This window comes from Dyella sp. GSA-30 (genome assembly GCF_027924605.1).
Classification (GTDB): domain Bacteria; phylum Pseudomonadota; class Gammaproteobacteria; order Xanthomonadales; family Rhodanobacteraceae; genus GSA-30.
Genome location: NZ_AP027042.1, coordinates 1,926,849 through 1,953,126, shown reverse-complemented (window position 1 = coordinate 1,953,126; position 26,278 = coordinate 1,926,849). Strand labels below are relative to the sequence as shown.

Sequence of the window (26,278 nt, the reverse complement as noted above, 5' to 3'; positions counted from 1 at the left end):
TTAGCCATGTCCTCCAGCTCGATCCGCCGCGACGTCGGCCCCTTCGCTCTGATGCTTACCGGTCTCGGCTCGATTATCGGCTCAGGCTGGCTGTTCGGTGCCTGGAAGGCGGCCGGTCTGGCGGGCCCTGGCGCGGTATGGGCCTGGGTGCTCGGTGCGGCGATCATCATGACGATTGCGCTGACTTACGCCGAACTCGGTGCGATGTTCCCCGAATCGGGCGGCATGGTGCGTTACAGCCATTACTCGCATGGTTCGCTGGTTGGCTTTATCGGCGCCTGGGCCAACTGGATCGCGATCGTTTCGGTAATTCCGGTCGAGGCTGAAGCCTCCGTGCAATATATGGCCGGCTGGAAATGGCAGTGGGCCCAGGACCTGTACATGCACGCGCCGGGCGGCCATGGCGAGCTGACACCGCCAGGCCTGGCGATCGCCGCTGTGCTGGTCATCATCTACTTCCTGATCAACTTCTGGAGCGTCAAGTTGTTCGCGCGCTCCAACACGGCGATCACCGTGTTCAAGCTGATCGTGCCTGCGGCTACCGGCATCGCATTGATAGCCAGCGGCTTCCATCGGGAGAATTTCTCGGTCGGTATCCATGGCGAAGCGCATTCGATCGATATCGCGGCCGTACTGACCGCTGTCGCAACCGCCGGTATCGTCTTCAGCTTCAATGGTTTCCAAAGCCCGGTGAACCTAGCCGGCGAGGCGCGCAATCCCGGCAAGAGCATTCCTTTTGCCGTGCTGGGCTCCATCGCGCTGGCGACCGTCGTCTATGTGATTCTGCAGGTCGCCTATATCGGCTCGGTGCCGCAGGACCTGCTGGCCAAAGCCGGCTGGCATGGCATCGATTTCAGCTCGCCGTTTGCGCAGCTGGCGATCCTGGTGAATCTGCATTGGCTGGCGAACCTGCTGTTCCTGGACGCCTTCATCAGCCCCAGCGGCACCGGCATCACCTATACGGCTACCACTGCGCGCATGATCTACGGTATGGAGCGCAATGGCACGCTGCCGAAGGTGCTGGGCCACATCCATCCCGTGTTCGGCGTACCGCGTCCGGCGATGTGGCTGAACCTGGCAGTGTCCTTCCTGTTCCTGTTCTTCTTCCGCGGTTGGGGCACGCTGGCAGCGGTGATCTCGGTCGCCACGATCATTTCGTACCTGACCGGCCCGGTCAGTGCGATGACGCTGCGTCGCACCGCGCCCGACCTGCACCGTCCGCTGCGCATCGCCGGCTTGCCGATACTGGCCGCGCTGGCGTTTATCCTGGCGACCGAACTGCTGTACTGGGCGACGTGGCCGCTGACCGGAGAAATCATCGTACTGATGGTGGTCGCCCTGCCGGTGTATCTGTATTACCAGGCCAAAGCCGGCTGGCACGATTTCGGTCGTCAGCTAAAGGGCGCGTGGTGGCTGATCGTCTACCTGCCGACCATCGCCTTCGTATCGTGGATCGGCAGCAAGAATTTCGGCGGCAAGGATTTCATTCCGTACGGTATCGACCTGGGCGTCGTCGCCGTCGTCGGCCTGATCTTTTTCATCTGGGGATCCAAGTCGGGCTGGCGCACACCGTCGGTTGAACAAGCGCAACTCGAAGCGCATTCGTAAGCAAAAAGCCGGGCACATGCCCGGCTTTTTTTACGTCCACAAATCCCGCCAACCTCTCCTGCAAGCTTAGGTAGAGTTTCGCTCAGCCCAACGCGAGCACGTCGCCCAACAACGCCTGCGCCGTCACCTCAGGACCCGCGCCCGGCCCCTGGATCACCAGCGGCTGGGTGTTGTAGCGCGTGGTCGTCAGCGCAAACTGGTTGTCGGTCCCGTAAAGACGCGCCGCAGGATGGGTCACAGGCACTTCCACCAGGCCCACGCGTGCGCGACCGCGCTGATTGAGCCTTGCCAGGAAACGCAGTACGTGACCGCGCGAACGCGCTTCGTCATGGCGTGCTGCCAACGGTGCATCCAGCTCTTCCAGACGATCGAGGAAGACGTCCGCGCTCAGATCACGCAAATGCTCCGGCACCAGACTCTCGACCACCACTTCGTCCGAACCCAGAGCAAAGCCGGCATTGCGCGCGAGAATGAGCAGCTTGCGCGCCACGTCTTCACCAGAAAGATCCGCGCGCGGATCAGGCTCGGTGTAGCCAAGCTTGCGCGCGTCGCGCAGCAACGCGGAGAACGGGCGCGTGCCGTCGTATTGATTGAACAGGTACGACAACGAACCGGAAAACACGCCTTCGAGCGTAAGCAGGCTGTCGCCGCAATCGCGCAGACGGCGCAAGGTCGAGATCACCGGCAGGCCGGCACCGACGGTCGCGGCATCGCCATAGCGCGCACCACCGGCACGCGCGGCCTGCAAGGCACGCCAACCGCTCAACTGACCACCGGCCAGCGACTTGTTCGCCGTCACTACGTGATAACCACACGCCAGCCATTCGGTGTGGCGCGTGGCCAGATCGGCCGATGCGGTAGCGTCGATCACGACCTTGATCGATGCACGACTGGCATCGAGCGTCGCCAGCAATATCTTGTCGTCCCGAGCGGCACCTTGCTGCTTCAATCGCTCGCGCAGATCGCGGGCAGCCAGTTGCTCGGGCTCAACCTGCTGCCGACGCGAGTTGGCTGCCCCTACCAGGCGTAGACGCGCGCCGGCGGGTGTACACAAGAGCTTGAGGAAAGCGCCACCGACCACACCTGTGCCCAACAGCACGATGGCGATGTCGTTCGATGCGGCAACAGGCGAAGAAGAGGAGGCCTCAGACTCCAACACTGCGCTCATGCACTCACCCGGCGTTTGTTTTCACTTGCGGTCACCGCCTGCGCACGCTCCAGACCCAGGCCCAGGTCACGCAGCAGATCGTCGCCGTCTTCGATGCCGACAGAAAGACGAATCAGCGTATCGGCAATGCCCGCCGCACGACGGGCTTCGGGCGCCATCGCCGCGTGGGTCATCGATGCCGGATGCGCCACCAGGCTTTCCACGCCACCGAGCGACTCGGCTAGCGAGAAGTAACTCAAGCCATTGACGAAGGCTTCGATCTGCGCGAAGTCGCCTTCGAGTTCGACACTGAGCATGGCGCCGAAACCAGACTGCTGACGCGCCGCCAGCGCATGACCTTCATGCTGCGCGAGACCGGGGTAGTACACCTTGCGTACCGCGGCATGACCGTCGAGCAACTCGGCGATGCGCAGCGCATTCTCCTGATGCTGGCGCAGACGCACGCTGAGCGTTCGCAGGCCGCGCAAGGTGAGGAAACTGTCGAACGGGGCACCGGTCAGGCCATTGCAGTTGCCCCACCACTTGAGCTGCTCGGCCACAGCCGGGTCGCGTGCCACCACCGCGCCACCGACGACATCGCTATGACCGTTGATGTACTTGGTGGTCGAGTGCACGACCACGTCGGCGCCGAGCGTCAACGGTTGCTGCAGCGCCGGCGAAAGGAACGTGTTGTCCACGACAACCAGCGCGCCGGCGGCGTGCGCGGCATGCGCCACGTGACGGATATCGGTAATGCGCAGCAACGGGTTTGACGGTGTTTCCACCCACACCAACGCTGGCTTGCCGGCCAGGCCTGCGGCCAGGGCGTGGCTATCGGTGAGATCGACGAATTCGACGCTGAAGCGCCCCTTCTTCGCCCATGCATCGAACAAGCGCCAGGTACCGCCATAGCAATCGTGTGCGGCGAGAATCTTTGCGCCGGCCGGTACCAGCTCCAGCGCGAGCGCCACTGCCGACATGCCGCTGCTGGTCACCACCGCGCCCGCGCCCTGCTCCAGATCGGCCAGCGCTTCGCTCAACAGGTCGCGCGTGGGATTGCCGCTGCGCGAATAGTCGTACGCGCGCTTCTTGCCCAGGCCTTCGAAACTGTAATTGGTCGATAGGTGCAAAGCCGGCACCACCGCGCCGTGTTGCGTATCCGATTCGATGCCGGCGCGCACGGCGCGGGTACAGGGGGCGGTGGTGTCGCTCATGAAGGTAACTCCGGATACTCGTTTCTTGGGTTCAAGCCAGCGCTTCGCGCAACAGCGGCGCGAGGCGGTCGGATTCTTTGAGAAAGGCGTCGTGGCCGTACGGCGAATCGATCACTTCCAGCGATGCCGGCCCTTGCAGGCGACGTTGCAATTCGCACAGATCGGCCAGTGGCACGAGGCGATCGGACGGCGTGCCGATCAGCGTGGTGCGCGTCGGCACCTGTTCCGGCCGCACGTCATGCAGATCGATCGACTCGGACAAGGCGAGATAGCGATCGATATCGAAGCGCGCGACGAACTGGCGCCCGGCCTGCTCGAGATAGTCCTCGACCGGGAAATGAAAACGACCGTCGCGATACTCGGGTGCGGAGGCAAAACGGCGCACGAATTCTTCGCTGCCACGATAGGTGGTCATCGCCAGCTGACGCGCCAGCGCCAGCGCCTGCTCCGGCTGACCGCTTTCCACGCCAAGACGCACGATGCTGCGTTGCACGGAGCGCTGCGCCGTCGCCAGCGGATGCGGACGATGGGCGCTACCCAGCAGTACCAGGCGATCGAGTAGATACGGATGACGTGCGGCAAATGCCAGGCCGGTCATGCCGCCATACGAGTAACCGATGAAAGCGTGCACGCGACCGATCCCGAGCGCATCGACCAGGGCCGCCAGCGCATCGGCCTGATCTTCGCTGGAGATGGCCTGCGCATGGCCCAGCTCGGCGGGCGTCAGCCAGTCGATCGACAGCACGCGATAACGATCGAGATCGACGGTACGGCCCGCACCGATGAATTCCTGCCACCAACCGGCAGCCTGATCGCCGAAAGTCACCGCGTCGCGATCGGCGGAAATACCGCCCTGCACGATCACCGTTGGCGCATCCGGCGCGCCGCACCAGAGATAGCGCACATCGACTTCGCACGGCGTCGCGCCGTACTTGGGCGTCAGCGTGACGCGCCGGGTGCTGCGCTGAGCGGTGAGATCCCCACGTGCAGCTGCAGCCGGCAACGAGGTTGCGGCGAACACTGGCGGCGGCACGGGATTGGCTTGGCTGGGCATCTGAAACGCTCTCCGGTTCGTCCATCGCCCTGCGGACCTAAGAGAGGTTTGAAGCCCTTGCCACGCAGAACGCGCGGCATAAGGAATTCAACCCATCTCTCGTCGGCGTTTTTGGGGAACGCCTCCGCAGGAGTTGGCACCGTTGCAGGAAATCTGCAGGTTGCCCCGGCTTCAAAGGGCCTGTCCCTCAGCCGGTCTCGATGAGTGCAGCAGACTTTAGTGACCATCCATTCGTGTGTCAATAGACGTCTAAACGTCTAGGCGTATATCTTTCCATCTTGTAACGAAATGTCATAAGGCCAGTCACAGCGCGGGTTTGCGCCGCATTCGCAAAAACATGGAGCGCTGCCATCTCATGCCGCAAAGGCATAAGCTGGAGGCTTCCTAGACCTTCAAAATCCGGCTATCCGATGAGCATTCGTGCCGACTTTCCCGCCACCGTGGGCCACACGCCGCTGCTGCGCCTGCGTGGCCCGTCCAAGCTCACCGGCTGCCACATTCTGGCCAAGGCCGAGTTCCTGAATCCGGGCGGCTCGATCAAGGACCGCACCGCGCTAGGTCTGCTCGATGACGCCGAGCGGCGCGGACTGATCCGCACCGGCGGCACCATCGTGGAGGGCACGGCCGGCAATACCGGCATCGGGTTGGGGCTGCTTGGCGCCAGCCGGGGCTACCGCACGCTCATCTTCATGCCCGAGACGCAAAGCCGCGAAAAGATCGACGCGCTGCGCCTGTCCGGCGCCGAGGTGCGCCTGGTGCCCGCGGTGCCTTACAAGGATCCCGGCCACTACGCCCACCATGCGCGGGCGCAGGCCCAGGCGATGAACGAGGCCGACCCGGGCAGCACCTGGTTCGCCAACCAGTTCGACAACACCGCCAATCGCGATTTTCACGAAGCCACCACCGGTGTCGAGATCTGGGAGGAAACCGCGGGGCAGCTCGATGGCTTCGTCTGTGCCGCCGGCACCGGGGGCACCCTGGCCGGCGTGGGGCGCGCCCTGAAGGCCCGGAAACCATCGGTCCGCATCGGCCTGGCCGACCCGGCGGGCTCGGCCTTGGCGCACTACGTACGAACCGGTGAACTGGTCGCCGAGGGCAATTCGATCAGCGAAGGCATCGGATCAAGCCGGATCACCGCGAATTTCGATGGCGCGCCGATCGACCTGGCCTGGTCGATCCCGGATGAGGAGTCCGTACCCATCGCCCATACCCTTCTGCACGAAGAGGGCTGGTGCGTCGGCGGCTCCAGCGGCGTCAATGTCGCCGGAGCTATCCGCCTGGCGCGTGAGCTCGGGCCTGGCCATACGATCGTCACCGTGCTGGCCGATGCAGGAACGCGCTACCAGGCGAAGTTGTTCAACCCGGCTTTTTTGCGCAGCAAAGGCATTCCGGTACCGGATTGGCTGGACCAAGCCTTCCCTCCCGCCCCCTGAGGCATAGCAGCCCTCTTCGTTATTACGGCGCTGGCGTGTAAAACTGCGCCGAATACAAGGGGAGCACCATGTCCATCGCCGCAAGCATCGTCATTGCCATCGTCGCCCTGCTGCACGTCTACTTTCTGGTGCTGGAGATGTTCCTGTGGGACAAGCCTGCGGGCCGCCGGGCATTCGGCCTGACTGCGGAATTCGCCGCGCAATCGAAGACGCTGGCGGCCAACCAGGGGCTCTATAACGGCTTTCTCGCCGCCGGACTGGTGTGGGCGCTGGCCGCGCATCGCAGCGATGTGGCGATGTTCTTCCTGGGCTGCGTACTGATCGCCGGCATCTATGGCGGCTTTACCGCCAGCCGGAAGATTCTCTATGTCCAGGCCTTGCCTGCGGCTATTGGGCTGGTGCTGCTGTTCGTCTGAGCTGCTGAAGAGAACCTCTAGCGTCATCTCCGTCCGTCGCCCCGGCGAACGCCGGGGCCCAGCGCCTTCGACACGCCCGAGCAAGACACTGGGTCCCGGCGTTCGCCGGGACGACGATGAACACTGAGGTTTATTCGAACACCCCTCAACGCTTCACCTCGTTGAACGCTTGCTGCTGCCCACACAGCGGCATGGTGCTCCGCCGCATGCATGTCATCGACCGAAGTGGCAGGCTTGGGGTGTGCGCGACAAAAGGCCGCAGGCCTCGCGCATTTATGTCCCCAAGCCGCAAGCGAAACAGCCCCTTTGAATGCAGTAGCCCCCCAACGAGAAGCCGTCGGTACACGCTTTGACCCTGCCCTGATGCAGCGGGCGCGCGAACTCTCCTGGCAGGCATTGCAAGGCATCCGTGAACGGATGCGCCCCGGCATCAGCGAACCCGAGGCACGTACCGAAGCGGCCGCCGTTTTCGAAAGCCTCGGCATGGAACGGCTCTGGCACCCGACTATCGTCCGGATCGGTGCCAATACCACCAAGATTTATCGCGAGCGCTCCGACGACAGCGTGCGGCTCGGCGAGAACGACATCTATTTCATCGACCTGGGCCTGGTTTTCGACGGCCACGAGGGCGATGTGGGCGACACCTTCGTGACCGGACACGCACCCGAACGTCAGGCCTGTGCCGACGCCGCGCGTGAGCTGCATCGAATCGTCGCCGAGGCGTGGCGCAGGGATGGCATCAGTGGGCAGGCGCTCTACGCGTTTGCCGAACAGCAGGCTGAGACGATGGGGTGGCGGTTCAATCATGCGATCAAAGGTCATAGGGTTAGCGATTTTCCACATTCGATTCATAAGGCTGGCGATCTTGGCGAACTGGATGCCACACCGTCCTCTGGACTGTGGATTCTGGAAATCCAGATTGCGCATCCGACTGAACCTTACGGGGCGTTCTACGAAGACCTGCTGCTCGGTTAGCGGGCTGGACGAACGTCGCGCCAGGGCAGCTGCCTATGCGGCGAGCGCCGAAGGCAGAGTGGCGGCCTATCGGCCGCCATTGCGACGGGCCGAGGGCGGGCAAGTGGTGCGGATGTAGTGCGCCAGGGCTGGGGAAGAACCTGACGCGCCTCAAGTTTTCCCTTCCCGGCTCCAACCGGCTGGTATCATTGGCGGTTCGCCCATCGCATGCCCGCCCTCCATGTCCACGCATCTCGAAGAAACCCGCCGTCGCCGCACCTTCGCCATCGTCAGCCACCCTGACGCCGGCAAGACCACGCTGACTGAAAAACTGCTGTTGTTCGGCGGTGCCATCCAGATGGCCGGCTCGGTGAAGGGACGCAAGGCGGCGCGGCACGCCACCTCCGACTGGATGGCCTTGGAAAAGGAACGCGGCATTTCCGTGACCTCGTCGGTGATGCAGTTCCCGTATGAAGGACGCATCGTCAACCTGCTCGATACCCCAGGCCACGCGGACTTCTCCGAAGACACCTACCGTGTGCTCACCGCGGTCGACTCCGCGCTGATGGTGATCGACTGCGCCAAGGGCGTGGAGGAACGCACGATCAAGCTGATGGAGGTGTGCCGTCTGCGCGACACGCCGATCATGACCTTCATCAACAAGCTCGACCGCGAGGGCCGTTCGCCGATCGAGCTGCTCGATGAAGTGGAGTCGGTGCTGGGCATCGCCTGCGCGCCGCTGACCTGGCCGATCGGCATGGGCCAGCGCCTGAAGGGCGTGTATCACCTGTTGCTGGACGAAGTGCACGTGTTCGAGCAGGGCAAGAACTTCACGCGCCAGGATTCGACCATCTTCAAGGGCCTGGACGCACCCGGCCTGGAAGCCCTGGTCGGCGCCGAGGCCCTGGCCGAGCTGCGCGACGAGCTGGAGCTGGTGCTGGGCGCATCCAACCCCTTCGATCTCGAGCTCTACCTGGCCGGCAAGCAGACGCCGGTGTTCTTCGGCTCGGCGGTGAACAACTTCGGCGTCCAGCTGCTGCTGGATTTCTTCGTCGAAAACGCCCCGTCGCCCAAGCCCCGGGCCACCCTGGGCCGCACGATCGAGCCGGAAGAGGAAAAGCTCACCGGTTTCGTCTTCAAGATTCAGGCGAATATGGACCCCGCCCACCGCGACCGTATCGCGTTCATGCGCATCTGCTCTGGCACCTATAGCGCAGGCATGAAGATGGTGCAGGCACGCACCAACAAAGAGGTGCGGATCGCCAATGCACTGACCTTCATGGCCAGCGACCGCGAAATCGTCGAGTCGGCCTATCCGGGCGACGTCATCGGCCTGCACAACCACGGCACCATCGGCATCGGCGACACCTTTACCGAAGGCGAGCCGATCAGCTTCACCGGCATTCCCAACTTCGCCCCGGAGCTGTTCCGCCGCGCGCGCCTGCGCGACCCGCTGAAGATGAAAGCGCTGCAAAAGGGCCTGGCCCAGCTGTCCGAAGAAGGCGCGACGCAGTTCTTCCGCCCGTTGATGAGCAATGACCTGGTCCTGGGCGCGGTCGGCGTGCTGCAGTTCGACGTGGTCGCCTACCGCCTCAAGGACGAGTATGGCGTGGATGCCAGCTTCGACACGGTCGGCGTCGTCACTGCGCGCTGGATTCACTGCGATGACGCCAAGAAGCTCGCCGAATTCCGCGAAAAGAATGCCTTGAACCTTGGCATCGATGCGGCCGGCGAACTGGTCTATCTGGCCCCTTCGCGGGTCAACCTGCAATTGGCCCAGGAACGCTGGCCCGATGTACGCTTTTCCGCCACCCGTGAGCACGCCACTTCGCTCGACGTCTAAACGTGATCTCCAAACTTGGGTAATCTGGCTACAGACCGCGGCCAGACAGGGGAATATATGCAGCCGGGAGAACTTGCCTTCACGACACCGGCCGATGCCCCGGAATGGCAACGGTGGATAGTGCTATCTCCCTTGGGGCGGATCGTGTTCTTCACGATCACGATGATTGTCCTGAACACCGTTATGAATCTGGGCCTGGCCGCAACGGGATTCGGCGATTCCAAGGCAGCACCGGTAGAGCGTGCGCTCGCCAACCTGCTGAGCGAGGTGCTCCCCGCAGTCGTCGCCTACCTGCTGTTGGTGCGCCTGATAGAACGGCGTAGTCCGCATGAGCTATCGCCGCGCACCCTGCCCCTGGGCGTCAGCCTGGGCCTCGTTATCGGGACCGTGCTCTTCAGCGCCGTCGCCGGCGTGCTGTGGCTGCTTGGCGTGTATCACGTGACCGGCACCAACCCCCGTGCCGATTGGCTACCGGCCCTGCTGACCACGGGCCTGAGCGCGGGTATCGCCGAAGAAATCATCACCCGCGGCGTGCTGTTTCGCATCGTCGAAGAGGGCATGGGAACGGTCTGGGCACTGGTGATCTCGGCGCTGTTCTTCGGCGCGGCGCATATCTTCAATCCTGGCGCGACGCTGTGGAGCTCGGCGGCGATCGCCATCGAAGCCGGCCTGATGCTGGGTATGCTCTACCACGTCACCCGCTCGCTATGGCCTTGCATGGGCATGCACGCGGCCTGGAACTTCATGCAAGGCACCGTCTTCGGCGTCCCGGTTTCCGGAACACACGCCGACGGCTGGCTAGTGTCCTATCGCACCGGGCCGAGCTGGCTGAGCGGCGGCGTCTTCGGCGCCGAGGCATCGGTTGTCGCACTGCTGATCTGTTCGACATTCACCACGGCGCTCTTGATCGTAGCCTGGCGCCGACGCTCGTTCATTGCACCAAGCTGGCATCGTCACTGAAGTTTCACTCGCGACCGACTGGGATGGCGGACGCAGACAAAAACCCGACGGTGCAGCCTCGAGCGAGGCTCCCGTTCAAAACCAAAGACGGTTTGCATGGCGGCGGATACCAAGAAAGAAACCTGGCTTGCCGATCAACCTATCCAGCGCAAGATCCTGCTGGCCATTGGCTTGCTCGTCGGCTTGTTCCTGCTGGCGAGCGTCGTCACGCTCTCCGCACTGAACAAGCAGGACCAGAATCGCCAATGGGCCATTCACACCTATAACGTCCTGCTCGAACTGGATCAGGTGCGTCTCGCCATGCAGACCGGCCAAGTCGGCGTCCGCGGCTATGTGCTCAACCAGCATGACGAGGAGCGCACCGCCTTCCGCACCGGCGTCACCGACAGTACGACGCATCTGGACACGCTGCGCAACCTCACCATGGACAACCCGGTGCAGCAGACACGGATCGATCGCATCCAGGGCCTGATCACACAATGGCAACGTGAAGTCAGCACGTATGCGGTCGACCCCATCGGCAAGATGACCGAATCCGATCCGACCAAGGCGGCACAGGAACTGCAGCGCATTCGCAACGACTATATCGCCCATCGCACGGTGCGCATCGAAGATGCGTATGCGCTGATCGACCAGATGGCGCGTACCGAAAACGAGCTGCTGACCAAACGCAACGCGACGCTGACCGGCACCCTCAATGCCACCCGTGCCGTCAACATCGTATTCGGGCTGCTCGGTCTGATCTTCGGACTCGCGGTTATCAGCCTTACCTACCGGCTGATCACGCGCCCGCTGCGCCGCATCACCGACCTGATGACCCGCCTGTCGAATCACGACCACGATATCGAAGTAGGCCAACTGGCCCGCAAGGACGAGGTCGGCGAGATTGCCCGTGCGCTGCAGGTATTCAAGCGCATGTCGATCGAAACGCAGGGGCAGACCTGGCTGAAAACGCAGGTTTCGGATATCGCCCGCCGTCTGCAGCAGACCGCCAGCCATCGCGACTTCGCGCGCGAGCTCACCTCATCGCTGGTACCTCTGCTCGGCGCCGGTTTGTCCATGTACTACCTCTACGACAACCAGCGCGAACAACTCGACCTGCTCGGCAGCTACGGACTGCGCCAGACCTGGCAGGGCCCTGACAGCTACATGCCCGGCGAAGGCCTGGTCGGCCAATGCCTGATCGAACGCCGGGTGATCGTGTTGGATCAGGTGCCGGAGAACTACGTACGCGTCCATTCGAGCAGCGGCGAAGCACTGCCCCGCTGCATCGTCATCATGCCGGTCATGGTGCGCGACGAACTCTGCGGCGTGCTTGAACTGGCCAGTTTTGGCCAGCTCGCTCCGCTGCACCGTCAATTGCTCGACGAGTTGCTACCGATCGCCGGCCTGACACAGGAAAACCTCACTCGCGCCATCCGCACGCAGGCCCTGCTGGAACAGACCCAGGAGCAAGCCGACGACCTTCGCACCTCCGAACTGGTCATGCGGCAGCAGAAAGAGGTGCTGCGCGACAGCCACGACGCCCTGCAGGCCAAGACCGCCGAACTCGAAGAACAATCGCAACGCCTGGTCGCTTCGGAAGAAGAGCTACGCGTGCAGACCGAAGAACTGCAGGCATCCAACGAAGAACTGCGGGAAAAAACCGAGACGCTCAACGAGCAGAAGAGCGTACTCGAATCGTTGCAACGCGACACACAACACAAGGCCGAAGAGCTGGCGCGCGCCAGTCAGTACAAGTCCGAGTTCCTCGCCAACATGTCGCACGAGTTGCGCACCCCGCTCAACAGCTTGCTGATTCTCTCGCGCAGCCTGTCCGACAACCGCGAAGAGAACCTCAACGACGAGCAGGTCGAATCGGCGCGCATCATTCACGACTCGGGCAGCAATCTGCTGCGACTGATCAACGATATCCTCGACTTGTCGAAGATCGAAGCCGGCAAGATGGAGCTGGACCTGGCCGACTTCCCCCTGAACAATCTGATCCGCACGCTCAAGCGCACCTTCGATCACGTCGCGCAGGAAAAACTGGTCGGCTTCAACGTGGACGTCGACCCGGCCCTGCCCGCCGTCGTACGCACCGACTCACCCAAGCTCGAGCAGGTCATCAACAACCTGGTCGGCAACGCTTTCAAGTTCACTCAGCAGGGGACGGTCTCGGTGCATATCGGCCGACCCGCCGCCGACATTGCGCTCCCCGAGCGGTTGACCGGCAAACCGGTCATCGCCATCGCCGTCAGCGACACCGGCATCGGCATTCCGGCTGACAAGTTCCAGAAAATTTTCAACGCCTTCGAGCAAGTCGATTCCGGCACCAGCCGCCAATACGGCGGTACCGGTCTGGGGTTGGCGATCTCGACGCGCATCGCCGAGCTGCTGGGAGGCTGCATCGACCTGCGCAGCCGCGAAGGGCGCGGCAGCACTTTTACCATCTTGTTGCCTGAGGTTACCGAAGCCGTTAGTGCGCCCACGGAAAAAGCGCCAAGCGCGGCCGATACAGGCTACTCGCGCGCCCCGGTGACGAATGCCCTGCTGCCCGAAACCATCGAAGACGATCGTGCGCACGTGACACCGGACGACAAGGTTGTCTTGATCGTCGAGGACGATCCGATCTTCGCTCGCATCCTCGCCGACATGGTCCATCGCAAGGGTTACCGCGTGCTGGCCGCGGCGGAAGGCGAGTCTGCACTGCAACTTGCACAGCGCTACAAGCCCGCCGGCATTCTGCTGGACGTGATGCTGCCGGGCATGGACGGCTGGACAGTGATCGAACGTCTCAAGGCGGACAACGTCACCCGTCACATCCCCGTGCATTTCATCTCGGCCGTCGACGAAGCTCACCGCGGCCGCGAAATGGGCGCCGTCGGCTTTTTGACCAAACCGGTCAGCCGGGAGGCGATCAATGGTGCCTTTGAACGCCTGCTGCATTTTGCCGAAGGTGGCACCCGGCATCTGTTGATCGTCGACGACGACGAGGATTCACGCGCCGCCGTCCGCACGCTGCTCAACGACGATGGTGTGACCATCGACGAAGCCGCCAGTGCGGAACAGGCACTGGAGCGTATCGCTCACGCGGACTACGACTGCGTGGTGCTCGATCTTGGCTTGCCCGGCATGTCCGGCATGGAACTGCTGGAGCAACTGTCCAGCCGCGGCCAGATTCCGCCCGTGGTGATTTACTCTGGGCGCGATCTCAGTCGCGAAGAAAACCTGAAGCTGCGCCGATACACTGACAGCATCGTGGTCAAGGGCGCGCGCGCGCCGGAACGCCTGCTCGACGAAGTAAGCCTGTTCCTGCACAGCGTGCGCCATGATCGCCGCCATGCCGCAGCGGCCAGCCAGCGCACGGCGATCGACGACGAGCTGCGCGGGCGCAAGATTCTCCTGGTCGACGACGACATGCGTAACCTCTTTGCGCTGTCGAAGGTGCTGCGCGAATGGGGCCTCACCGTAACCATGGCGCAGGATGGCCAGAAGGCACTCAAGGTACTCGCGGAAAACGACGATATCGAGCTGGTGCTGACCGACATCATGATGCCGGTGATGGATGGCTACGAGACCATCAAGGCGATCCGCGCGCAGCCCAAGCATTTCAAGCTGCCGGTTATCGCGCTGACGGCCAAGGCCATGCGCGGCGATCGCGAGAAGTGCCTGGAAGTGGGCGCAAATGATTACCTGTCCAAACCGATCGACATCGACAAGCTGTCGTCGATGATGCGTGTGTGGCTGCATCGCTGACCGCCATGGCCGTCACGCCGGACGACATCGAGATCGAACTGTTCCTGCGCGCACTGCAGTTGCGCCACGGTTACGATTTCAGCCAGTACGCGCCCGCTTCGTTGAAGCGGCGCATCGTACAGTTGTCGCATTCCCAGGGCATGCGCACGGTCACCGGCCTGATCGAGCGAGTGCTGTACGAGCCGGGCTTCATGTCGGTCGTGCTGGAAGGCTTGTCGGTGCCGGTATCGGAGATGTTTCGCGACCCACCGGTCTTTCGCGCACTGCGCGATCATGTCCTGCCGGTGCTCGCGTCGTATTCGCAGATCAACATCTGGCTGGCCGGCTGCGCGCATGGTCAGGAAGTCTATTCGCTGGCGATCCTGCTCGAAGAAGCCGGGCTTTACGATCGCTGCCAGCTATACGCCACCGACTTCAACGATGCCGCGTTGTGGCAGGCGCAGGAGGCGATCTATCCGGCACGCGAGGCGCAGTTGTGGTCGCGCAACTATGCGGCGGCTGGCGGCGCTCATTCGTTGGCCGATTACTACAGTGCGCGCTACGAGTTGATCAAGCTCGACGAGCGCCTGCGTCGCAACGTCATATTTGCCAACCATAACCTGGTCACCGATGACGTCTTCTGCGAAGCGCATCTGGTGCTGTGCCGCAATGTGCTGATCTACTTCGGCGACGCCTTGCAGGACCGCGCGCTCAACCTGTTTCGCGACAGCCTGCGCCGCGGTGGTTTCCTTTGTCTGGGCATTCGCGAAAGCATCGACTTTGCGCCCTCCGCACGCGACTTCTCGGCCGTGGATGCCAAGTTGCGCATCTACCAGCTCGGCAACAAGAGTTGACATGATCGCACCGCGCGCCATCGCAATCGGATGTTCGGCCGGCGGCCTTACCGCACTCGAAGTCCTGCTCGGCGGGCTCGATCCGCGCATTCCGTCGGCCGTCCTGGTCTGCTGTCACACCGGCTCGAGCGATGTCGAAATACTTTGCGAACTGCTGGCACGGCACACGTCGTTGCCCGTAGTGGAAGCGGCGGAGCGCGAAACGGCACGGAACGGTACGGTGCATGTCGCCCCCAGCGGCTATCACCTGCTGGTCGAACACGACGAGCGCTTTTCGCTGTCGGTCGATCCGAAAGTCAATTTCTCGCGACCGTCCATCGATGTCTTGTTCACCTCTGCGGCGGAAGCCTACCGCGCATCGCTGATCGGCATCGTCATGACCGGCGCAAACCAGGATGGTGCGCGCGGCCTGGCCGACATCCGCCGCCATGGCGGCCTGAGCATCGTGCAGGATCCAAACGACGCCGAAGTACGCACCATGCCGCAGGCCGCGCTCGATATCGCCGGGGCCGACTACTGCATTCCGTTGGCCGCCATGGCCCCTTTGCTCAACCGACTTTGCCTTAGCTGAAAAGCCCATGCTCCCGAAGATTCTCGTCGTCGACGACACCCCAGCCAACCTCGTAGCGATGCGCCGCCTGCTCGCCGACTGCGGTGCACAGCTGATCGAGGCAACCAGTGGCAACGAAGCCCTGGCGCTATGCCTGGACCATCGTTTCGCGTTGATCCTGCTCGATGTGAACATGCCGGATATGGACGGGTTCGAGGTCGTGCAGCTGCTTGCCGAAACCGACCAGCTGCGCGATACGCCAGTGATCTTCGTCACCGCCGCCTACGCGGACGACATGAATCGGCTCAAGGGTTACCGCTTCGGTGCGGTCGACTATATTTCCAAGCCGGTCAACGACGTCATCCTGCAATCTAAGGTGCGCGTGTTCCTCGAACTCTACAGTGCACGCGCGCAGTTGCAGTTGGCGATGGATGAGCTTTCTGCGCGCAACCAGCAACTGGTCGAAGAGGTGGCCGAGCGCGAACGCGCCGAAGCCCAGGTACGCCACCAGGCCACCCACGACATGCTGACCGGCCTGCCCAATCGCACGCTGTTCCATGATCGGTTGCGCACGGCGATTCAGCGGGCACCGCGACACGGCATCGGCTTTGCCCTGGCCCTGCTCGACGTCGACGGCTTCAAGCAGGTCAACGACCGCCATGGCCACCCGGCCGGCGACGCATTGCTGATCGTTATTGCCGAGCGCCTGCGCCAACACCTGCGGGTCAACGATTCCGTCGCGCGGCTGGGTGGCGACGAATTTGCCTTGATCCTCGAAGACATCAGCGATACCGGCAGCCTGCTGGACCGCTGCCGCTCGATCGGCGCCATGCTGGCCGAGCCCTACCCGCTACAGGGTCGAAACGGCGACTTCGTCGCCAATGTGAGCGCCAGCATCGGCATCACTTATCACGACGACAGCGTGGGCAACGACGAAGCCTTGATCCAGGCCGCCGACCGCGCGCTTTATCAGGCCAAGGAAGGCGGCAAGAACCGCTGCGTTCTGGTCGTCTGATGCTCGACGGGGTAGCGGTCGCGACCACCCACTGCGCAGCAACCGATGGTTATAAAAAAAGCCCGCTCGATCAGAAGCGGGCTTTCATGGCACGGATCAAGCCGGTCTAAGCGGCGTCAGCCAGCTTGCCATCCGGTTTCTTCGCACCGCTCGCATGTGCCGAACGCAGTTCTTCCGGCTCGAAATCATCCACCGAAATGAACTCGAATACGCCTTCGCGCACGCGCTTGAGCAAGTCGAACTCGGCGTCGGTGATCACGCCGGCCTGTTTGGCTTCCGCCAACTGACCCATGTAATCGAGCGCCTTGAACTGGCCCGACTTCTGTGCTTTTGCGAACTTGCGCTCGACCGGCTCGGCGGCGATCACATCCGGCAGCAGTGCATTCATGCGACCGACGACGTTGTTGGCCGTCGGCGTCATATAGGTCCACTGCAACAGGCGATCGCGTGCTTCGCCCGGTGCGGTGATGATCGCTGCAACGCGGCGACCCAGGCGATCGGACGGCGGCACTTCGCGGCGACCAAGCGGGAATACCAGGGCGCGCAGCAGCCAAGCCACCGGGCGCACGGGGAAGTTGCGGATCGCGCCGTCCAGTGCGATCTGGATCCGCCACATGCACTCGTGAAACGCCCAGGCCAGCAACGGCCGGTCGGCTTCCGGACGGCCACTGTCTTCGTAGCGCTTGAGCATGGCGCTGGCGATATACAGGAAGCTGAGCACGTCGCCCAGACGCGCGGAGAGCTTTTCCTTGAACTTCAGCTTGCCGCCCAGCACGCCCATGAAGGTATCGGCGCACAACGCAAGCGCCGCCGAATAGCGGTTGAGCTTGCGGTAGTAGCGGCGTACGTAGGCATCGCCCGCCGATTCGCCGATACGCGCACCGGTGATGCCCAGCGCGAACGAACGCACCGCATTGGAGATGCCAAAGCCGATATGACCGAACAACAGGCGGTCGAACGTCTTCAGGCGATCGCCATAGTCGGCGATCGACAGGGCCTGCATTTCCTTCAGCACATAAGGATGGCAACGGATCGCACCCTGACCGAAGATCATCAGGCTGCGCGTCATGATGTTCGCGCCTTCCACGGTGATCGCGATCGGCACACACTGCCAGCCACGACCGGCGTAGTTCTTCGGACCCAGCTGCACGCCCTTGCCGCCGTGCACGTCCATCGTGTCGCCAGCGACGATGCGCGCCCATTCGGTGGCGTGATACTTGGCGATCGCCGACGGCACCGCCGGCTTCTCGCCGCGATCGACCGCTGCCGCCGTGGCACGCGACAGCGCTGCTGTCGCGTAGGTGAGACCGCCGATGCGCGCCAGGGCTTCTTCCACGCCCTCGAAGCGCGCGACCGCCAGACCGAACTGCTTGCGCATGCGCGCATACGCGCCTGTTGCTGCGGCAGACATGCGCACCGCACCGGTCGCGTTGGACGGCAACGAAATCGCGCGGCCGACGGACAGGCATTCGACCAGCATGCGCCAGCCGTGACCGGCCATATGCGCCCCGCCAATCAACGTGCTCATCGGCGCAAAGATGTCCTTGCCGTGCACTGGACCGTTCTGGAACGGAATGTTCAACGGGTAATGGCGACGGCCGATTTCCAGGCCCGGCGTCGAGCGCGGCAGCAAGGCCAGGGTGATGCCCAGATCTTCGACATCGCCCAGCAGCTTGTCCGGGTCATACATGCGGAAGGCCAGGCCGACCACCGTGGCGATCGGCGCCAGCGTGATGTAGCGCTTGTCGAAGGTCAGACGAATGCCCAGCGTCTCCACGCCGTCGACCACCTGCTTGCAGACGATGCCGTAGTCGGGGATCGAGGTTGCATCGGAACCGGCATACGGGCCGGTCAGCGCGAAACAGGGAATCTCTTCACCGATCGCCAGGCGCGGCAGGTAATGGTTCTTCTGTTCGTCGCTGCCGTAGTGCAGCAGCAATTCGGCCGGACCCAGCGAGTTGGGCACCGCGACGGTGGAAGAAACCGTTGCCGAGATCGTCGACAGCTTCTGCAGCACGGCCGAATGCGCCAGGGCGGAGAAGCCCAGGCCGCCGTATTGCTTCGGAATGATCATGCCGAAGAATTTGTTCTTCTTGATGAAGTCCCAGACTTCCGGCGGCAGGTCGCCCAGCTCATGCGTGATCTGCCAGTCGTCGATCATGCCGCATAGCTGTTCGACCGGGCCGTCCATGAAGGCCTGCTCTTCGACGCTCAGCTCGGGCTTGGGCTGCTTGAGGAGTTCATGCCAGTCCGGCTTGCCGGAGAACAGCTCGCCTTCGAAACCGACCGTACCGGCCTCCAATGCGGTCTGCTCGGTGGCAGACAGCTTGGGCGTCACCTTGGCAAACAGCTTCAGCAGCGGCGCGCTGATCTTCTTGCGGCGGAAACCGATCATCAGCAATGGCACCGCGATGAGGGCCTCGATAATCAGCAGGATCACCGTCGTCCAGGGCGCTTGCACGATCACGCCGACGATCAGCGTCGTCAGCGTGGTGACAATGGCCCAGGTCCGCAGGCTGCTGCGATGGTAGGCGCAGGCGCCTGTCGCAATCAGCGCCGCCAGTAGGGTCAGTAGAACGGACATCTCAACACCTCACTCTTACGTTACGCAGCACCGGCGTTATGCCGAACGCCGGCCGATTCCAGATCACGCACGAAGCGTGCGATTTCACGCGTGAATGCGTCGTTCGCGTCGCCTGCCAGCATATGCGTAGCTTGCGGCAGCTCGACATGTCGCGCGTGCGGCACCAGTTGCAGAAATTCATTGACGGTCGCGTGGGACACCACATCGCTGCGTCCACCGGAAAGCAGCAACAGCGGAACCTGCAGCTTGGCCGCGGCCGAGAACAGGCGCGGCTGATAGCGCTCGCTTTCGCTGACCAGACCGTCGAGCAGAGCTGGGTCCCAGTGCCAGCGCAAGCGCCCGTCCGCGCCTTCGCGCAGCAGCGGCTTGAGTTGCTCTTCCGATTTACGCTCGCGGCGCTGCGGCAGGTATTGCGCAATCTGCTCGGCGGCCTCGGCGTAGTCGGCAAAACCATCCGGGTGGGCTTTCATGAAGGCAAGAATGCGCTCGACGCCAGCGGACTCCCAGCGCGGGGTGATATCGACCAGCACGAGCGCACGAAACGCCTGGGGGTCGAACTCGCCAGCCACAACCAGGCCGAGCAGCCCACCCATCGAAGCACCCACCAGCACCGGCGGCTCCGGCTGCATGCGCGCCAGCGTGGTCAGGTCTTCGACGAATTGTTCCATGTAGTATTCGCCGCCAGCCACCCGGCCGCTTTCGCCATGGCCGCGCGCGTCGAATGTGACGCAGCGATAGCCCACCTCGGCAAGGGCCTGCGCGGTACCGCCCCAGGCGCCCCGGGTCTGGCCAAAGCCGTGTGCAAACAGTATCGGTGGTGTGCCATTGGCGTTGAAAACATCGGCACACAGCGTCAAGCCATCGCGCATGGCGATAACGTCCGTGTGGCGGTCAATCGGTGAATGGGTTACCATACGGACGAGTATGGGTTGAGCCGTGACGATCGTCAACTACCTCGCGCCTCATCCTTCGCCTTTTCAAAGACACCCTCAATCAACCACTTACCTGCTCCCTCCCTTGCAATGCCCGGGACTGCGGCTACCATGCCACGATGAATGCCAGTAACAAGACCGAACGCAGCCGCCTGTCCGCGGAAGATTGGGAAGACGCCGCCCTTGCCCTGATCGCCGAACAAGGCGTCGGCGCCGTTGCCGTCGAAGCGCTGGCTCGCCGGCTTGGCGTCACCAAGGGAAGCTTTTACTGGCACTTCCGCACCCGTGAAGCGCTGCTGCAAGCCTCGTTGGAGCGCTGGGAGCAGTACGGCGAACGCGAAGTGATCAACCAGATCGAAGCGATCCCGAACCCGCGCGAGCGGCTGCCCGAACTGTTCCGCCGCGTTGCCCACGAGCTGCAACCGCATCGCGTGTATGCCGCCCTGCTCAAGGCACTCGATCACCCACAGGTCGTGCCGGTCATGGCCCGCGTGTCGCAGCGGCGCATGGAATTTCTGCACACGGCCTACCGCGAAGCGGGCATGCCGCCCGTCGAAGCGCTCAACCGTGCCCGCCTCACCTACGCCGCCTACGTTGGCTTTTTGCAGCTCAATTTCACCCTGGGCCTGCCCCGCATCAGCCACGACGAGTTCGACGCCTATGTCGAGCACATGATCGCAACGCTGATCCCTGCCTGAGAGCAGAAGTGAGTTGTCAGGAGTGAGAAGTAGGTGGGGCCGCGCTGCCCCGCTGAGCTTTTCTTCACCCCCTAAAGACTAATTTCGCTGTGCCCGGACATGGGCGCCGGCGGCATCTACGCGTTTCTCATTGCACCCCTCAGCGCTCGCTTGCTGCGCCGCGCCTTGCAATGCCAGTGATCGTAAACTAGCGTTTCTACAATCATTTGCCGCAAGACCAGAGAGGAATCCATGGCAAGCACACTGGAAGCGCTGCAGCGCTGGGTCGACGACGTCGCAGCCTTGACCCGACCCGCACACATCCACTGGTGCGACGGCTCCAATGTCGAATATCAGACCCTGGTCCAGCAGATGCTCGCCAGCGGCGAACTGGTCGAGCTCAACCAGGACACGCACCCCGGCTGCTACCTTCATCGCTCTCACCCTTCGGACGTCGCCCGTGTAGAACACCTGACGTTCGTCTGCTCCAGAGACGAACAGGACGCCGGCCCGAACAATCATTGGATGGCTCCCGCCGAGGCGCACAGCAAGATGGATGCGCTGTTCGACGGCTGCATGGAAGGGCGCACGATGTATGTGATCCCCTACTGCATGGGGCCGATCGATTCGCCGCTGGCTCGCTGCGGGGTCGAAATCACCGACAGTCCTTACGTCGTCATCAACATGCGCAAAATGACCCGGATGGGTGCACTGGCGCAGGCGCGCATCGAGCGCGAAGGGACGTTCGTCAAAGGCCTGCATTCCACCGGCGAACTCGATCCGGAACGCCGCTTCATCATGCACTTCCCGGAAGAGCTGGCGATCAAGTCGTACGGCTCCGGCTACGGCGGCAATGCCCTGCTCGGCAAGAAATGCCATGCGCTACGCATCGCCAGCTGGCAGGCAAACCAGGAAGGCTGGTTGGCCGAACACATGCTGATCGTGGGTATCGAAAATCCCAAGGGCGAAACGCATTACATCGCCGCTGCATTCCCGTCCGCTTGCGGCAAGACTAACCTCGCCATGCTGATTCCGCCGGAAGGCTATCGCCGCGACGGCTGGAAGGTATGGACCGTAGGCGACGACATCTGCTGGATGCGCCCGGGTGACGACGGCCGCCTCTATGCGATCAACCCGGAAGCCGGTTTCTTCGGCGTGGCGCCGGGAACCAGCAACGACAGCAATCCCAACGCGCTGAGCACGATTGCGCGCGACACCATCTTTACCAATGTCGCGGTCACCGCCGACAACCAGCCCTGGTGGGAGGGCCTGCCCGGCACACCCGTCACCGATTGGCAGGGCCGCCCCTACGATCCGGCCAACGGCCCGGCGGCGCATCCCAATTCACGCTTCACCGTCAGCGCCAAACAGTGTCCGACTTGGTCACCCAAGGCGGAAGATGCCCAGGGCGTGCCGATCAGTGCGATCGTTTTCGGCGGTCGCCGTCCATCCCTGCTCCCGCTGGTCATGCAGGCGAACGACTGGACCCATGGCGTCTTGATGGGCGCGGCGATGGGTTCGGAAACCACCGCTGCTGCTGCCGGTGCCGTCGGCGTGCTGCGTCGCGACTCGATGGCGATGAAACCGTTCTGCGGCTATCACTACGGCGATTACTTCAGCCACTGGCTGTCGTTCGATCGACCCGGCGCCAAGCTGCCGAAGATCTTCCACGTCAACTGGTTCCGCAAGGGTGAGGACGGGAAGTTCCTGTGGCCGGGCTTTGGCGAGAACCTGCGCGTGCTCGAATGGATGATCGGACGTATCGACGGTACGGCCAACGGCGTCCATTCGCCGATCGGCACTGTGCCGGCCAAGGGAGAACTGCGTACCGAAGGTCTGGCCGTATCTCCGAATGCACTGACCGAACTGCTCGATATCGACCTCGCCGGCTGGCAGGCCGAGCTCACCGCCATCGGTCAATATCTGGAAAGCTTCGGTGCACGCCTGCCGCAGCGCCTGCGCGCGGAGCAGCAACGCGTGGCCCAGGCCTTGGGCGACGCGGCCCAGCCGTCGCGTCGCGCCGTCGCGTCCTGAGCCTCTCGGTACTTCTGCCTCTGGACGCAGCGGGCAACTCCATGCATTTTGTTCCGACACGGGCAGCCTGGCTGCCCGTTTTTTTGCCCATCATCTAAACCTTCAACGCATCAGCCGCATCAGAACCAGCAAGATGATCGCTGCCAGCCCTACATCCGGAAACATCCCGCCGCCCGCGCATGTCGCGGACCGGAGCGATGCGGATGACGTGAAGGCAGCGGCAGCGGGTGACAGGCAGGCGTTCCAGCGTTTGTATCGCCAGCATGTCGACCGCATCTACGGCGCCGTCTATCGCCTGGCCGGTTACGACCATGCACGCGCCGAAGATTTGACGCAGGAAGCCTTTGTGCGTTGCTGGCAGAAACTCGCCGGGTTTCGTCACGAAAGCGCCTTCAGTACCTGGTTGTATCGCCTGGCGGTCAATGTCGCGTTGATGGACATCCGCTCACGTGGTTCGGACCCGGTTTACATGATGGATGAGGAGCTGGTACCCGATCACGGCGAAACGCCGTTCTGCGCCGCCGAACGCGACGAACTGGAACGCGCCATCGCCAAGCTGCCACCTCGCGCTCGTGCTGTGCTGGTGTTGCATGACGTGGAAGGCTGGAAGCACGAAGAGATCGGCGAAGAATTAGGTATGGCTGTTGGATCATCCAAAGCACAATTGCATCGTGCCCGTGGATTGCTGCGAAACGTGTTGGGAGAAGGCTCATGAACGAATTGGAATGGCACCGTCAGATGCGCGCCCTGCGCGAGCCGGTCGCCCCGCAACGCGACCTGTGGACGCAGATTGATGCGGCCCTGGATGCCGCGCAGCCAACGGTTTCAACGCCGCCGGCACGACGCCGTCACCATCGGGTGTGGCTGCTCGCGGCCAGCTTTGCCGGCCTGGTGATCCTTGCCGGCGGTGTGGTCTTTCATCTTAGGCAACAGCAGGTACCCAACGGCACGGAACTGGCGAACACGGCGACGCCGACGGCCACGACGCCCGACCTGACCCGCTGGAAGCCGTCCGATCCGCGTCTGGCAGGCGCGGCGATTGAACTGGATGCCGCGCAACTGGAACTACGTCAGGCACTCAAGCAGGCGCCCGATTCGGTCGCACTGCAACGCTTGCTCGACCGCACCGAACGCCAACAGTCGCAATTGCGCCACATGGAAAACCAGGCAGGCTGAGCTTGCAGGAGCCTCATATGAAAATCATTCGCTACACGCCATTGCTGCTCTGCTTCGCGATTGGCCAGGCGCTGGCCGACACGCCGATCAATATCAGCCACGATGCCGCCGCCAACGCGCGTATCGAGATCACCAACATCAAGGGCGCCGTCACCGTCACCGCCTGGGATCGCAATCAGGTACAGGTATCCGGCCGGCTGGGTGAAGGCGCCAAGCCGCTGACCATCGACGGCAGCAACAGCGACATGTCGATCAAGGTAGAGCCGCAGGGCGGCAAGGCCGGCTGGTTCAACTGGAACAGCGACACCTCGATGCAACCGAGCACGCTCGACCTTCGCGTCCCCAAGGGAGCCTCGCTCGAAGTCGAAGTGGTCAGCGCGCCGCTGGGTATCGACGGTATCGAGGGCGGCAAGCTCAAGGTCAGCAGCGTCAGCGGCAAGATCCGCATCAATGCACGTACGCCATCGCTCGAGGCCAACAGCGTCAGCGGCAGCATCGAGCTGGCCGGGCACGCCGACAGCGTCGATCTGCAGACTGTCAGTGGCGACATCCTCGCCCCCAGCGTGGGCAACGCCGCGGAACTGCAGACCGTCTCCGGCCGCATCCACGTCAACGGTGGCCCCTGGCGCAAGCTCAACCTCAGCACCGTCTCCGGCGATGTCCAGCTCGGCGGCGGCGTGGCCGGCAGCGGCAGCTACAGCATCGACAGCATGAGCGGCGACGTGCAGCTGCAGCTACCTGCCGACCTCTCGGCCACCATCCATGCCACCAGCTTCAGCGGCGACATGCGCAGCGACTTCGGTACACCGAAGAAGAACGACAACGGCCCTGGCAGCGAGCTCAATACGACCGCAGGCAACGGCGGCGGCAAGATCACGATTGAGACGTTCAGTGGGGATTTGCGGCTCAAGAAAGGCGGCTAAGCCAACTCGCTGTCCGCAAACTGCGCAATGCAAAAAGCCGGCTCGCAGGCCGGCTTTTTCTATGGGGCATCATGTAGCGAACGACTTTCCCGTCCGCCGCCGGCCCGACTTACAGATCCTGGTGATACTGCACGTACGGAGTGCGCGACTGATCCGGCTCGGGGCCTGTCGGCGTATTCACGCCATTGCCCGAGGACCACACATTCTGCGCGCCGATGCTCAGTTCGCCCTGCCACGGCAGACGCCAGGTCACACCCAGATCGATGCTGTTCCAGCGGCGGTCCGGGTTGTAGGCGCCCGGAATGCCCGCCTGCGGCTGCAGCGAGCGGCCGATGATGGCGCCACTCAACGGACCGCGGTCGACGCCGAAACTCAAGGCCTTCTGGTCCAGCGTGCTGATCCCGAGCAGATTGCCCGGCAACAGGCGTACCCGGCCCACGCTGGCACCCAGGTCGATGCCGCTCTTGCTGTCCAGGGCGAGACGGCCCCGGGCATTGAGCTGGGCACTGCTGTCGAAGCTGGCCAGACCGTTGACGTTGCCAAGCGCACCGCCGGGCAACAGGCGCGGCAGCGCTGCGCTATTGGGCGTACCGTTGGCACTGACGCTCAAGCCTACGCTGTAACGATCAACGTTATAGGTCGCGCCAAGCTCGCTGCTGACCACGCGCGGCGTAGAGGCGCCATTGGCCCAGGAGTGTTCACTGACTGAGGCATGCGCCTGCAGGTTGGGACCCAGGCCGTACTGCGTGTCAGCGGTTTTCGATTTTGCGTCCGGACGCAGGACCAGCGGCGAGGCGCCCTGTTGGGCTGCGCCCGTGCCGGAGCTGAAGCCGTTGTTGGTGCTGTCCGGGTTGGTGGCAGGGAACTGGTCCGACTGCTGTAGCAGCAGGGGCCGCGACGCCTGATCATTGGCCACGACCTGCCCCGCCGCAGCAAGCGGCATCAGCAGAATCGGCAATGAAAGTAGAAGGCGACGCATGGCGCTCGATAGGTTCCGTTGGCCATCCCTCCCCCGAGGGATTTGCGAGGTGAGCGTAGCACATTTTACTTTTTAATAACAACCGGTTTACAGCCAAACCGGAAGAATTTTTTTCCCTTTCCCGGAAAAGACTTACGTCATTTCGGCCGCCGCTTAGAACCGCTTCAGCCTGCATGGTTCCCGGCCGATAGACACTGGGCGACAAAGC

General features: G+C 63.1%; 21 protein-coding genes and 1 riboswitch. Of the genes, 15 read left to right on the top strand and 6 right to left on the bottom strand.

Annotation, left to right across the window (positions count from 1 at the left end; translation table 11 throughout):
* Positions 1 to 6: 6 nt before the first annotated feature.
* Positions 7 to 1,608, top strand: a complete 1,602-nt coding sequence (locus QMG46_RS08650; RefSeq protein WP_281852098.1) for an APC family permease — start codon at positions 7 to 9, stop codon at positions 1,606 to 1,608.
* Between the two features lie 82 nt (positions 1,609 to 1,690).
* On the opposite strand, the gene QMG46_RS08645 is transcribed toward QMG46_RS08650, so the two are convergent.
* The 3 genes from QMG46_RS08645 to QMG46_RS08635 are packed head-to-tail and all read right to left on the bottom strand — an operon-like array spanning position 1,691 to position 5,023.
* The gene (locus tag QMG46_RS08645; protein WP_281852097.1) at positions 1,691 to 2,776 is read right to left on the bottom strand and encodes a homoserine dehydrogenase family protein; all 1,086 of its coding nucleotides are present in this window, start codon (positions 2,774 to 2,776) and stop codon (positions 1,691 to 1,693) included.
* The gene (metB, locus tag QMG46_RS08640; RefSeq protein ID WP_281852096.1) at positions 2,773 to 3,969 is read right to left on the bottom strand and encodes a cystathionine gamma-synthase; all 1,197 of its coding nucleotides are present in this window, start codon (positions 3,967 to 3,969) and stop codon (positions 2,773 to 2,775) included. The genes QMG46_RS08645 and metB overlap by 4 nt, the downstream gene beginning before the upstream one ends.
* 31 nt (positions 3,970 to 4,000) lie before the next feature.
* Positions 4,001 to 5,023, bottom strand: a complete 1,023-nt coding sequence (locus QMG46_RS08635; protein WP_281852095.1) for a homoserine O-succinyltransferase MetX — start codon at positions 5,021 to 5,023, stop codon at positions 4,001 to 4,003.
* A gap of 89 nt (positions 5,024 to 5,112) precedes the next feature.
* Positions 5,113 to 5,230, bottom strand: a riboswitch (SAM riboswitch).
* 203 nt (positions 5,231 to 5,433) lie between these two features.
* Here QMG46_RS08635 and QMG46_RS08630 point away from each other — a divergent pair.
* The 9 genes from QMG46_RS08630 to QMG46_RS08590 all read left to right on the top strand — a co-directional run bounded on the left by QMG46_RS08630 (position 5,434) and on the right by QMG46_RS08590 (position 16,765).
* A complete protein-coding gene (locus QMG46_RS08630; protein ID WP_281852094.1) occupies positions 5,434 to 6,456 on the top strand; it encodes a cysteine synthase A in 1,023 nt (340 codons plus the stop codon).
* 68 nt (positions 6,457 to 6,524) lie between these two features.
* Positions 6,525 to 6,872, top strand: a complete 348-nt coding sequence (locus QMG46_RS08625) for a DUF1304 domain-containing protein (protein ID WP_281852093.1) — start codon at positions 6,525 to 6,527, stop codon at positions 6,870 to 6,872.
* A 210-nt stretch (positions 6,873 to 7,082) separates the two neighbouring features.
* A complete protein-coding gene (locus tag QMG46_RS08620) occupies positions 7,083 to 7,847 on the top strand; it encodes a M24 family metallopeptidase (RefSeq protein WP_281852092.1) in 765 nt (254 codons plus the stop codon).
* 220 nt (positions 7,848 to 8,067) lie between these two features.
* Positions 8,068 to 9,669, top strand: coding sequence for a peptide chain release factor 3 (locus tag QMG46_RS08615; protein ID WP_281852091.1), 1,602 nt, complete (start codon positions 8,068 to 8,070; stop codon positions 9,667 to 9,669).
* 57 nt (positions 9,670 to 9,726) lie between these two features.
* On the top strand, positions 9,727 to 10,629 hold the full coding sequence (locus QMG46_RS08610) for a CPBP family intramembrane glutamic endopeptidase (protein ID WP_281852090.1): 903 nt from the start codon (positions 9,727 to 9,729) through the stop codon (positions 10,627 to 10,629).
* A 96-nt stretch (positions 10,630 to 10,725) separates the two neighbouring features.
* Entirely contained in the window at positions 10,726 to 14,367 is a 3,642-nt protein-coding gene (locus QMG46_RS08605) for a response regulator (protein ID WP_281852089.1), read from the top strand.
* The gene (locus QMG46_RS08600; protein ID WP_281852088.1) at positions 14,352 to 15,200 is read left to right on the top strand and encodes a CheR family methyltransferase; all 849 of its coding nucleotides are present in this window, start codon (positions 14,352 to 14,354) and stop codon (positions 15,198 to 15,200) included. Before QMG46_RS08605 ends, QMG46_RS08600 begins: the two co-directional genes overlap by 16 nt.
* Before the next feature lies 1 nt (position 15,201).
* Complete coding sequence (locus QMG46_RS08595; protein WP_281852087.1) at positions 15,202 to 15,771, top strand: chemotaxis protein CheB; 570 nt, start codon at positions 15,202 to 15,204, stop codon at positions 15,769 to 15,771.
* 7 nt (positions 15,772 to 15,778) lie between these two features.
* Positions 15,779 to 16,765 carry a two-component system response regulator gene (locus QMG46_RS08590; RefSeq protein WP_281852086.1) on the top strand — a complete coding sequence of 329 codons (987 nt, stop codon included), beginning with the start codon at positions 15,779 to 15,781 and terminating at the stop codon, positions 16,763 to 16,765.
* Between the two features lie 106 nt (positions 16,766 to 16,871).
* Here the strand turns inward: QMG46_RS08590 and QMG46_RS08585 are convergent, their stop codons facing one another.
* Positions 16,872 to 19,349 (bottom strand): acyl-CoA dehydrogenase, encoded by a 2,478-nt coding sequence (locus QMG46_RS08585; RefSeq protein WP_281852085.1) that lies wholly within the window; start codon positions 19,347 to 19,349, stop codon positions 16,872 to 16,874.
* 20 nt (positions 19,350 to 19,369) lie between these two features.
* Complete coding sequence (locus QMG46_RS08580) at positions 19,370 to 20,218, bottom strand: alpha/beta fold hydrolase (protein ID WP_281852084.1); 849 nt, start codon at positions 20,216 to 20,218, stop codon at positions 19,370 to 19,372.
* A gap of 182 nt (positions 20,219 to 20,400) precedes the next feature.
* Here QMG46_RS08580 and QMG46_RS08575 point away from each other — a divergent pair, with 182 nt between their 5' ends.
* From QMG46_RS08575 to QMG46_RS08555, 5 genes are all read left to right on the top strand, one after another.
* Positions 20,401 to 20,979 carry a TetR/AcrR family transcriptional regulator gene (locus tag QMG46_RS08575; protein ID WP_281852082.1) on the top strand — a complete coding sequence of 193 codons (579 nt, stop codon included), beginning with the start codon at positions 20,401 to 20,403 and terminating at the stop codon, positions 20,977 to 20,979.
* A gap of 231 nt (positions 20,980 to 21,210) precedes the next feature.
* Positions 21,211 to 22,992 carry a phosphoenolpyruvate carboxykinase (GTP) gene (locus tag QMG46_RS08570; protein ID WP_281852081.1) on the top strand — a complete coding sequence of 594 codons (1,782 nt, stop codon included), beginning with the start codon at positions 21,211 to 21,213 and terminating at the stop codon, positions 22,990 to 22,992.
* A gap of 133 nt (positions 22,993 to 23,125) precedes the next feature.
* On the top strand, positions 23,126 to 23,707 hold the full coding sequence (locus tag QMG46_RS08565; protein WP_281852080.1) for an RNA polymerase sigma factor: 582 nt from the start codon (positions 23,126 to 23,128) through the stop codon (positions 23,705 to 23,707).
* Entirely contained in the window at positions 23,704 to 24,168 is a 465-nt protein-coding gene (locus tag QMG46_RS08560; RefSeq protein ID WP_281852079.1) for a hypothetical protein, read from the top strand. The genes QMG46_RS08565 and QMG46_RS08560 overlap by 4 nt, the downstream gene beginning before the upstream one ends.
* A 17-nt stretch (positions 24,169 to 24,185) precedes the next feature.
* Positions 24,186 to 25,091, top strand: a complete 906-nt coding sequence (locus QMG46_RS08555; RefSeq protein ID WP_281852078.1) for a DUF4097 family beta strand repeat-containing protein — start codon at positions 24,186 to 24,188, stop codon at positions 25,089 to 25,091.
* Between the two features lie 109 nt (positions 25,092 to 25,200).
* Here the strand turns inward: QMG46_RS08555 and QMG46_RS08550 are convergent, their stop codons facing one another.
* The gene (locus QMG46_RS08550; protein ID WP_281852077.1) at positions 25,201 to 26,070 is read right to left on the bottom strand and encodes a hypothetical protein; all 870 of its coding nucleotides are present in this window, start codon (positions 26,068 to 26,070) and stop codon (positions 25,201 to 25,203) included.
* Positions 26,071 to 26,278: the final 208 nt, after the last annotated feature.

Excerpts from the sequence above, each read along its gene's own strand:
- QMG46_RS08570 (WP_281852081.1), top strand. The coding sequence starts at position 21,211 with ATGGCAAGCACACTGGAAGCGCTGCAGCGCTGGGTCGACGACGTCGCA.
- QMG46_RS08645 (WP_281852097.1), bottom strand. The coding sequence starts at position 2,776 with ATGAGCGCAGTGTTGGAGTCTGAGGCCTCCTCTTCTTCGCCTGTTGCC.
- metB (WP_281852096.1), bottom strand. The coding sequence starts at position 3,969 with ATGAGCGACACCACCGCCCCCTGTACCCGCGCCGTGCGCGCCGGCATC.
- QMG46_RS08595 (WP_281852087.1), top strand. The coding sequence starts at position 15,202 with ATGATCGCACCGCGCGCCATCGCAATCGGATGTTCGGCCGGCGGCCTT.
- QMG46_RS08565 (WP_281852080.1), top strand. The coding sequence starts at position 23,126 with ATGATCGCTGCCAGCCCTACATCCGGAAACATCCCGCCGCCCGCGCAT.
- QMG46_RS08610 (WP_281852090.1), top strand. The coding sequence starts at position 9,727 with ATGCAGCCGGGAGAACTTGCCTTCACGACACCGGCCGATGCCCCGGAA.
- QMG46_RS08625 (WP_281852093.1), top strand. The coding sequence starts at position 6,525 with ATGTCCATCGCCGCAAGCATCGTCATTGCCATCGTCGCCCTGCTGCAC.
- QMG46_RS08620 (WP_281852092.1), top strand. The coding sequence starts at position 7,083 with ATGTCATCGACCGAAGTGGCAGGCTTGGGGTGTGCGCGACAAAAGGCC.
- QMG46_RS08580 (WP_281852084.1), bottom strand. The coding sequence starts at position 20,218 with ATGCGCGATGGCTTGACGCTGTGTGCCGATGTTTTCAACGCCAATGGC.
- QMG46_RS08650 (WP_281852098.1), top strand. The coding sequence starts at position 7 with ATGTCCTCCAGCTCGATCCGCCGCGACGTCGGCCCCTTCGCTCTGATG.
- QMG46_RS08555 (WP_281852078.1), top strand. The coding sequence starts at position 24,186 with ATGAAAATCATTCGCTACACGCCATTGCTGCTCTGCTTCGCGATTGGC.
- QMG46_RS08550 (WP_281852077.1), bottom strand. The coding sequence starts at position 26,070 with ATGCGTCGCCTTCTACTTTCATTGCCGATTCTGCTGATGCCGCTTGCT.
- QMG46_RS08630 (WP_281852094.1), top strand. The coding sequence starts at position 5,434 with ATGAGCATTCGTGCCGACTTTCCCGCCACCGTGGGCCACACGCCGCTG.
- QMG46_RS08585 (WP_281852085.1), bottom strand. The coding sequence starts at position 19,349 with ATGTCCGTTCTACTGACCCTACTGGCGGCGCTGATTGCGACAGGCGCC.
- QMG46_RS08575 (WP_281852082.1), top strand. The coding sequence starts at position 20,401 with ATGAATGCCAGTAACAAGACCGAACGCAGCCGCCTGTCCGCGGAAGAT.
- QMG46_RS08635 (WP_281852095.1), bottom strand. The coding sequence starts at position 5,023 with ATGCCCAGCCAAGCCAATCCCGTGCCGCCGCCAGTGTTCGCCGCAACC.
- QMG46_RS08590 (WP_281852086.1), top strand. The coding sequence starts at position 15,779 with ATGCTCCCGAAGATTCTCGTCGTCGACGACACCCCAGCCAACCTCGTA.
- QMG46_RS08560 (WP_281852079.1), top strand. The coding sequence starts at position 23,704 with ATGAACGAATTGGAATGGCACCGTCAGATGCGCGCCCTGCGCGAGCCG.
- QMG46_RS08615 (WP_281852091.1), top strand. The coding sequence starts at position 8,068 with ATGTCCACGCATCTCGAAGAAACCCGCCGTCGCCGCACCTTCGCCATC.
- QMG46_RS08605 (WP_281852089.1), top strand. The coding sequence starts at position 10,726 with ATGGCGGCGGATACCAAGAAAGAAACCTGGCTTGCCGATCAACCTATC.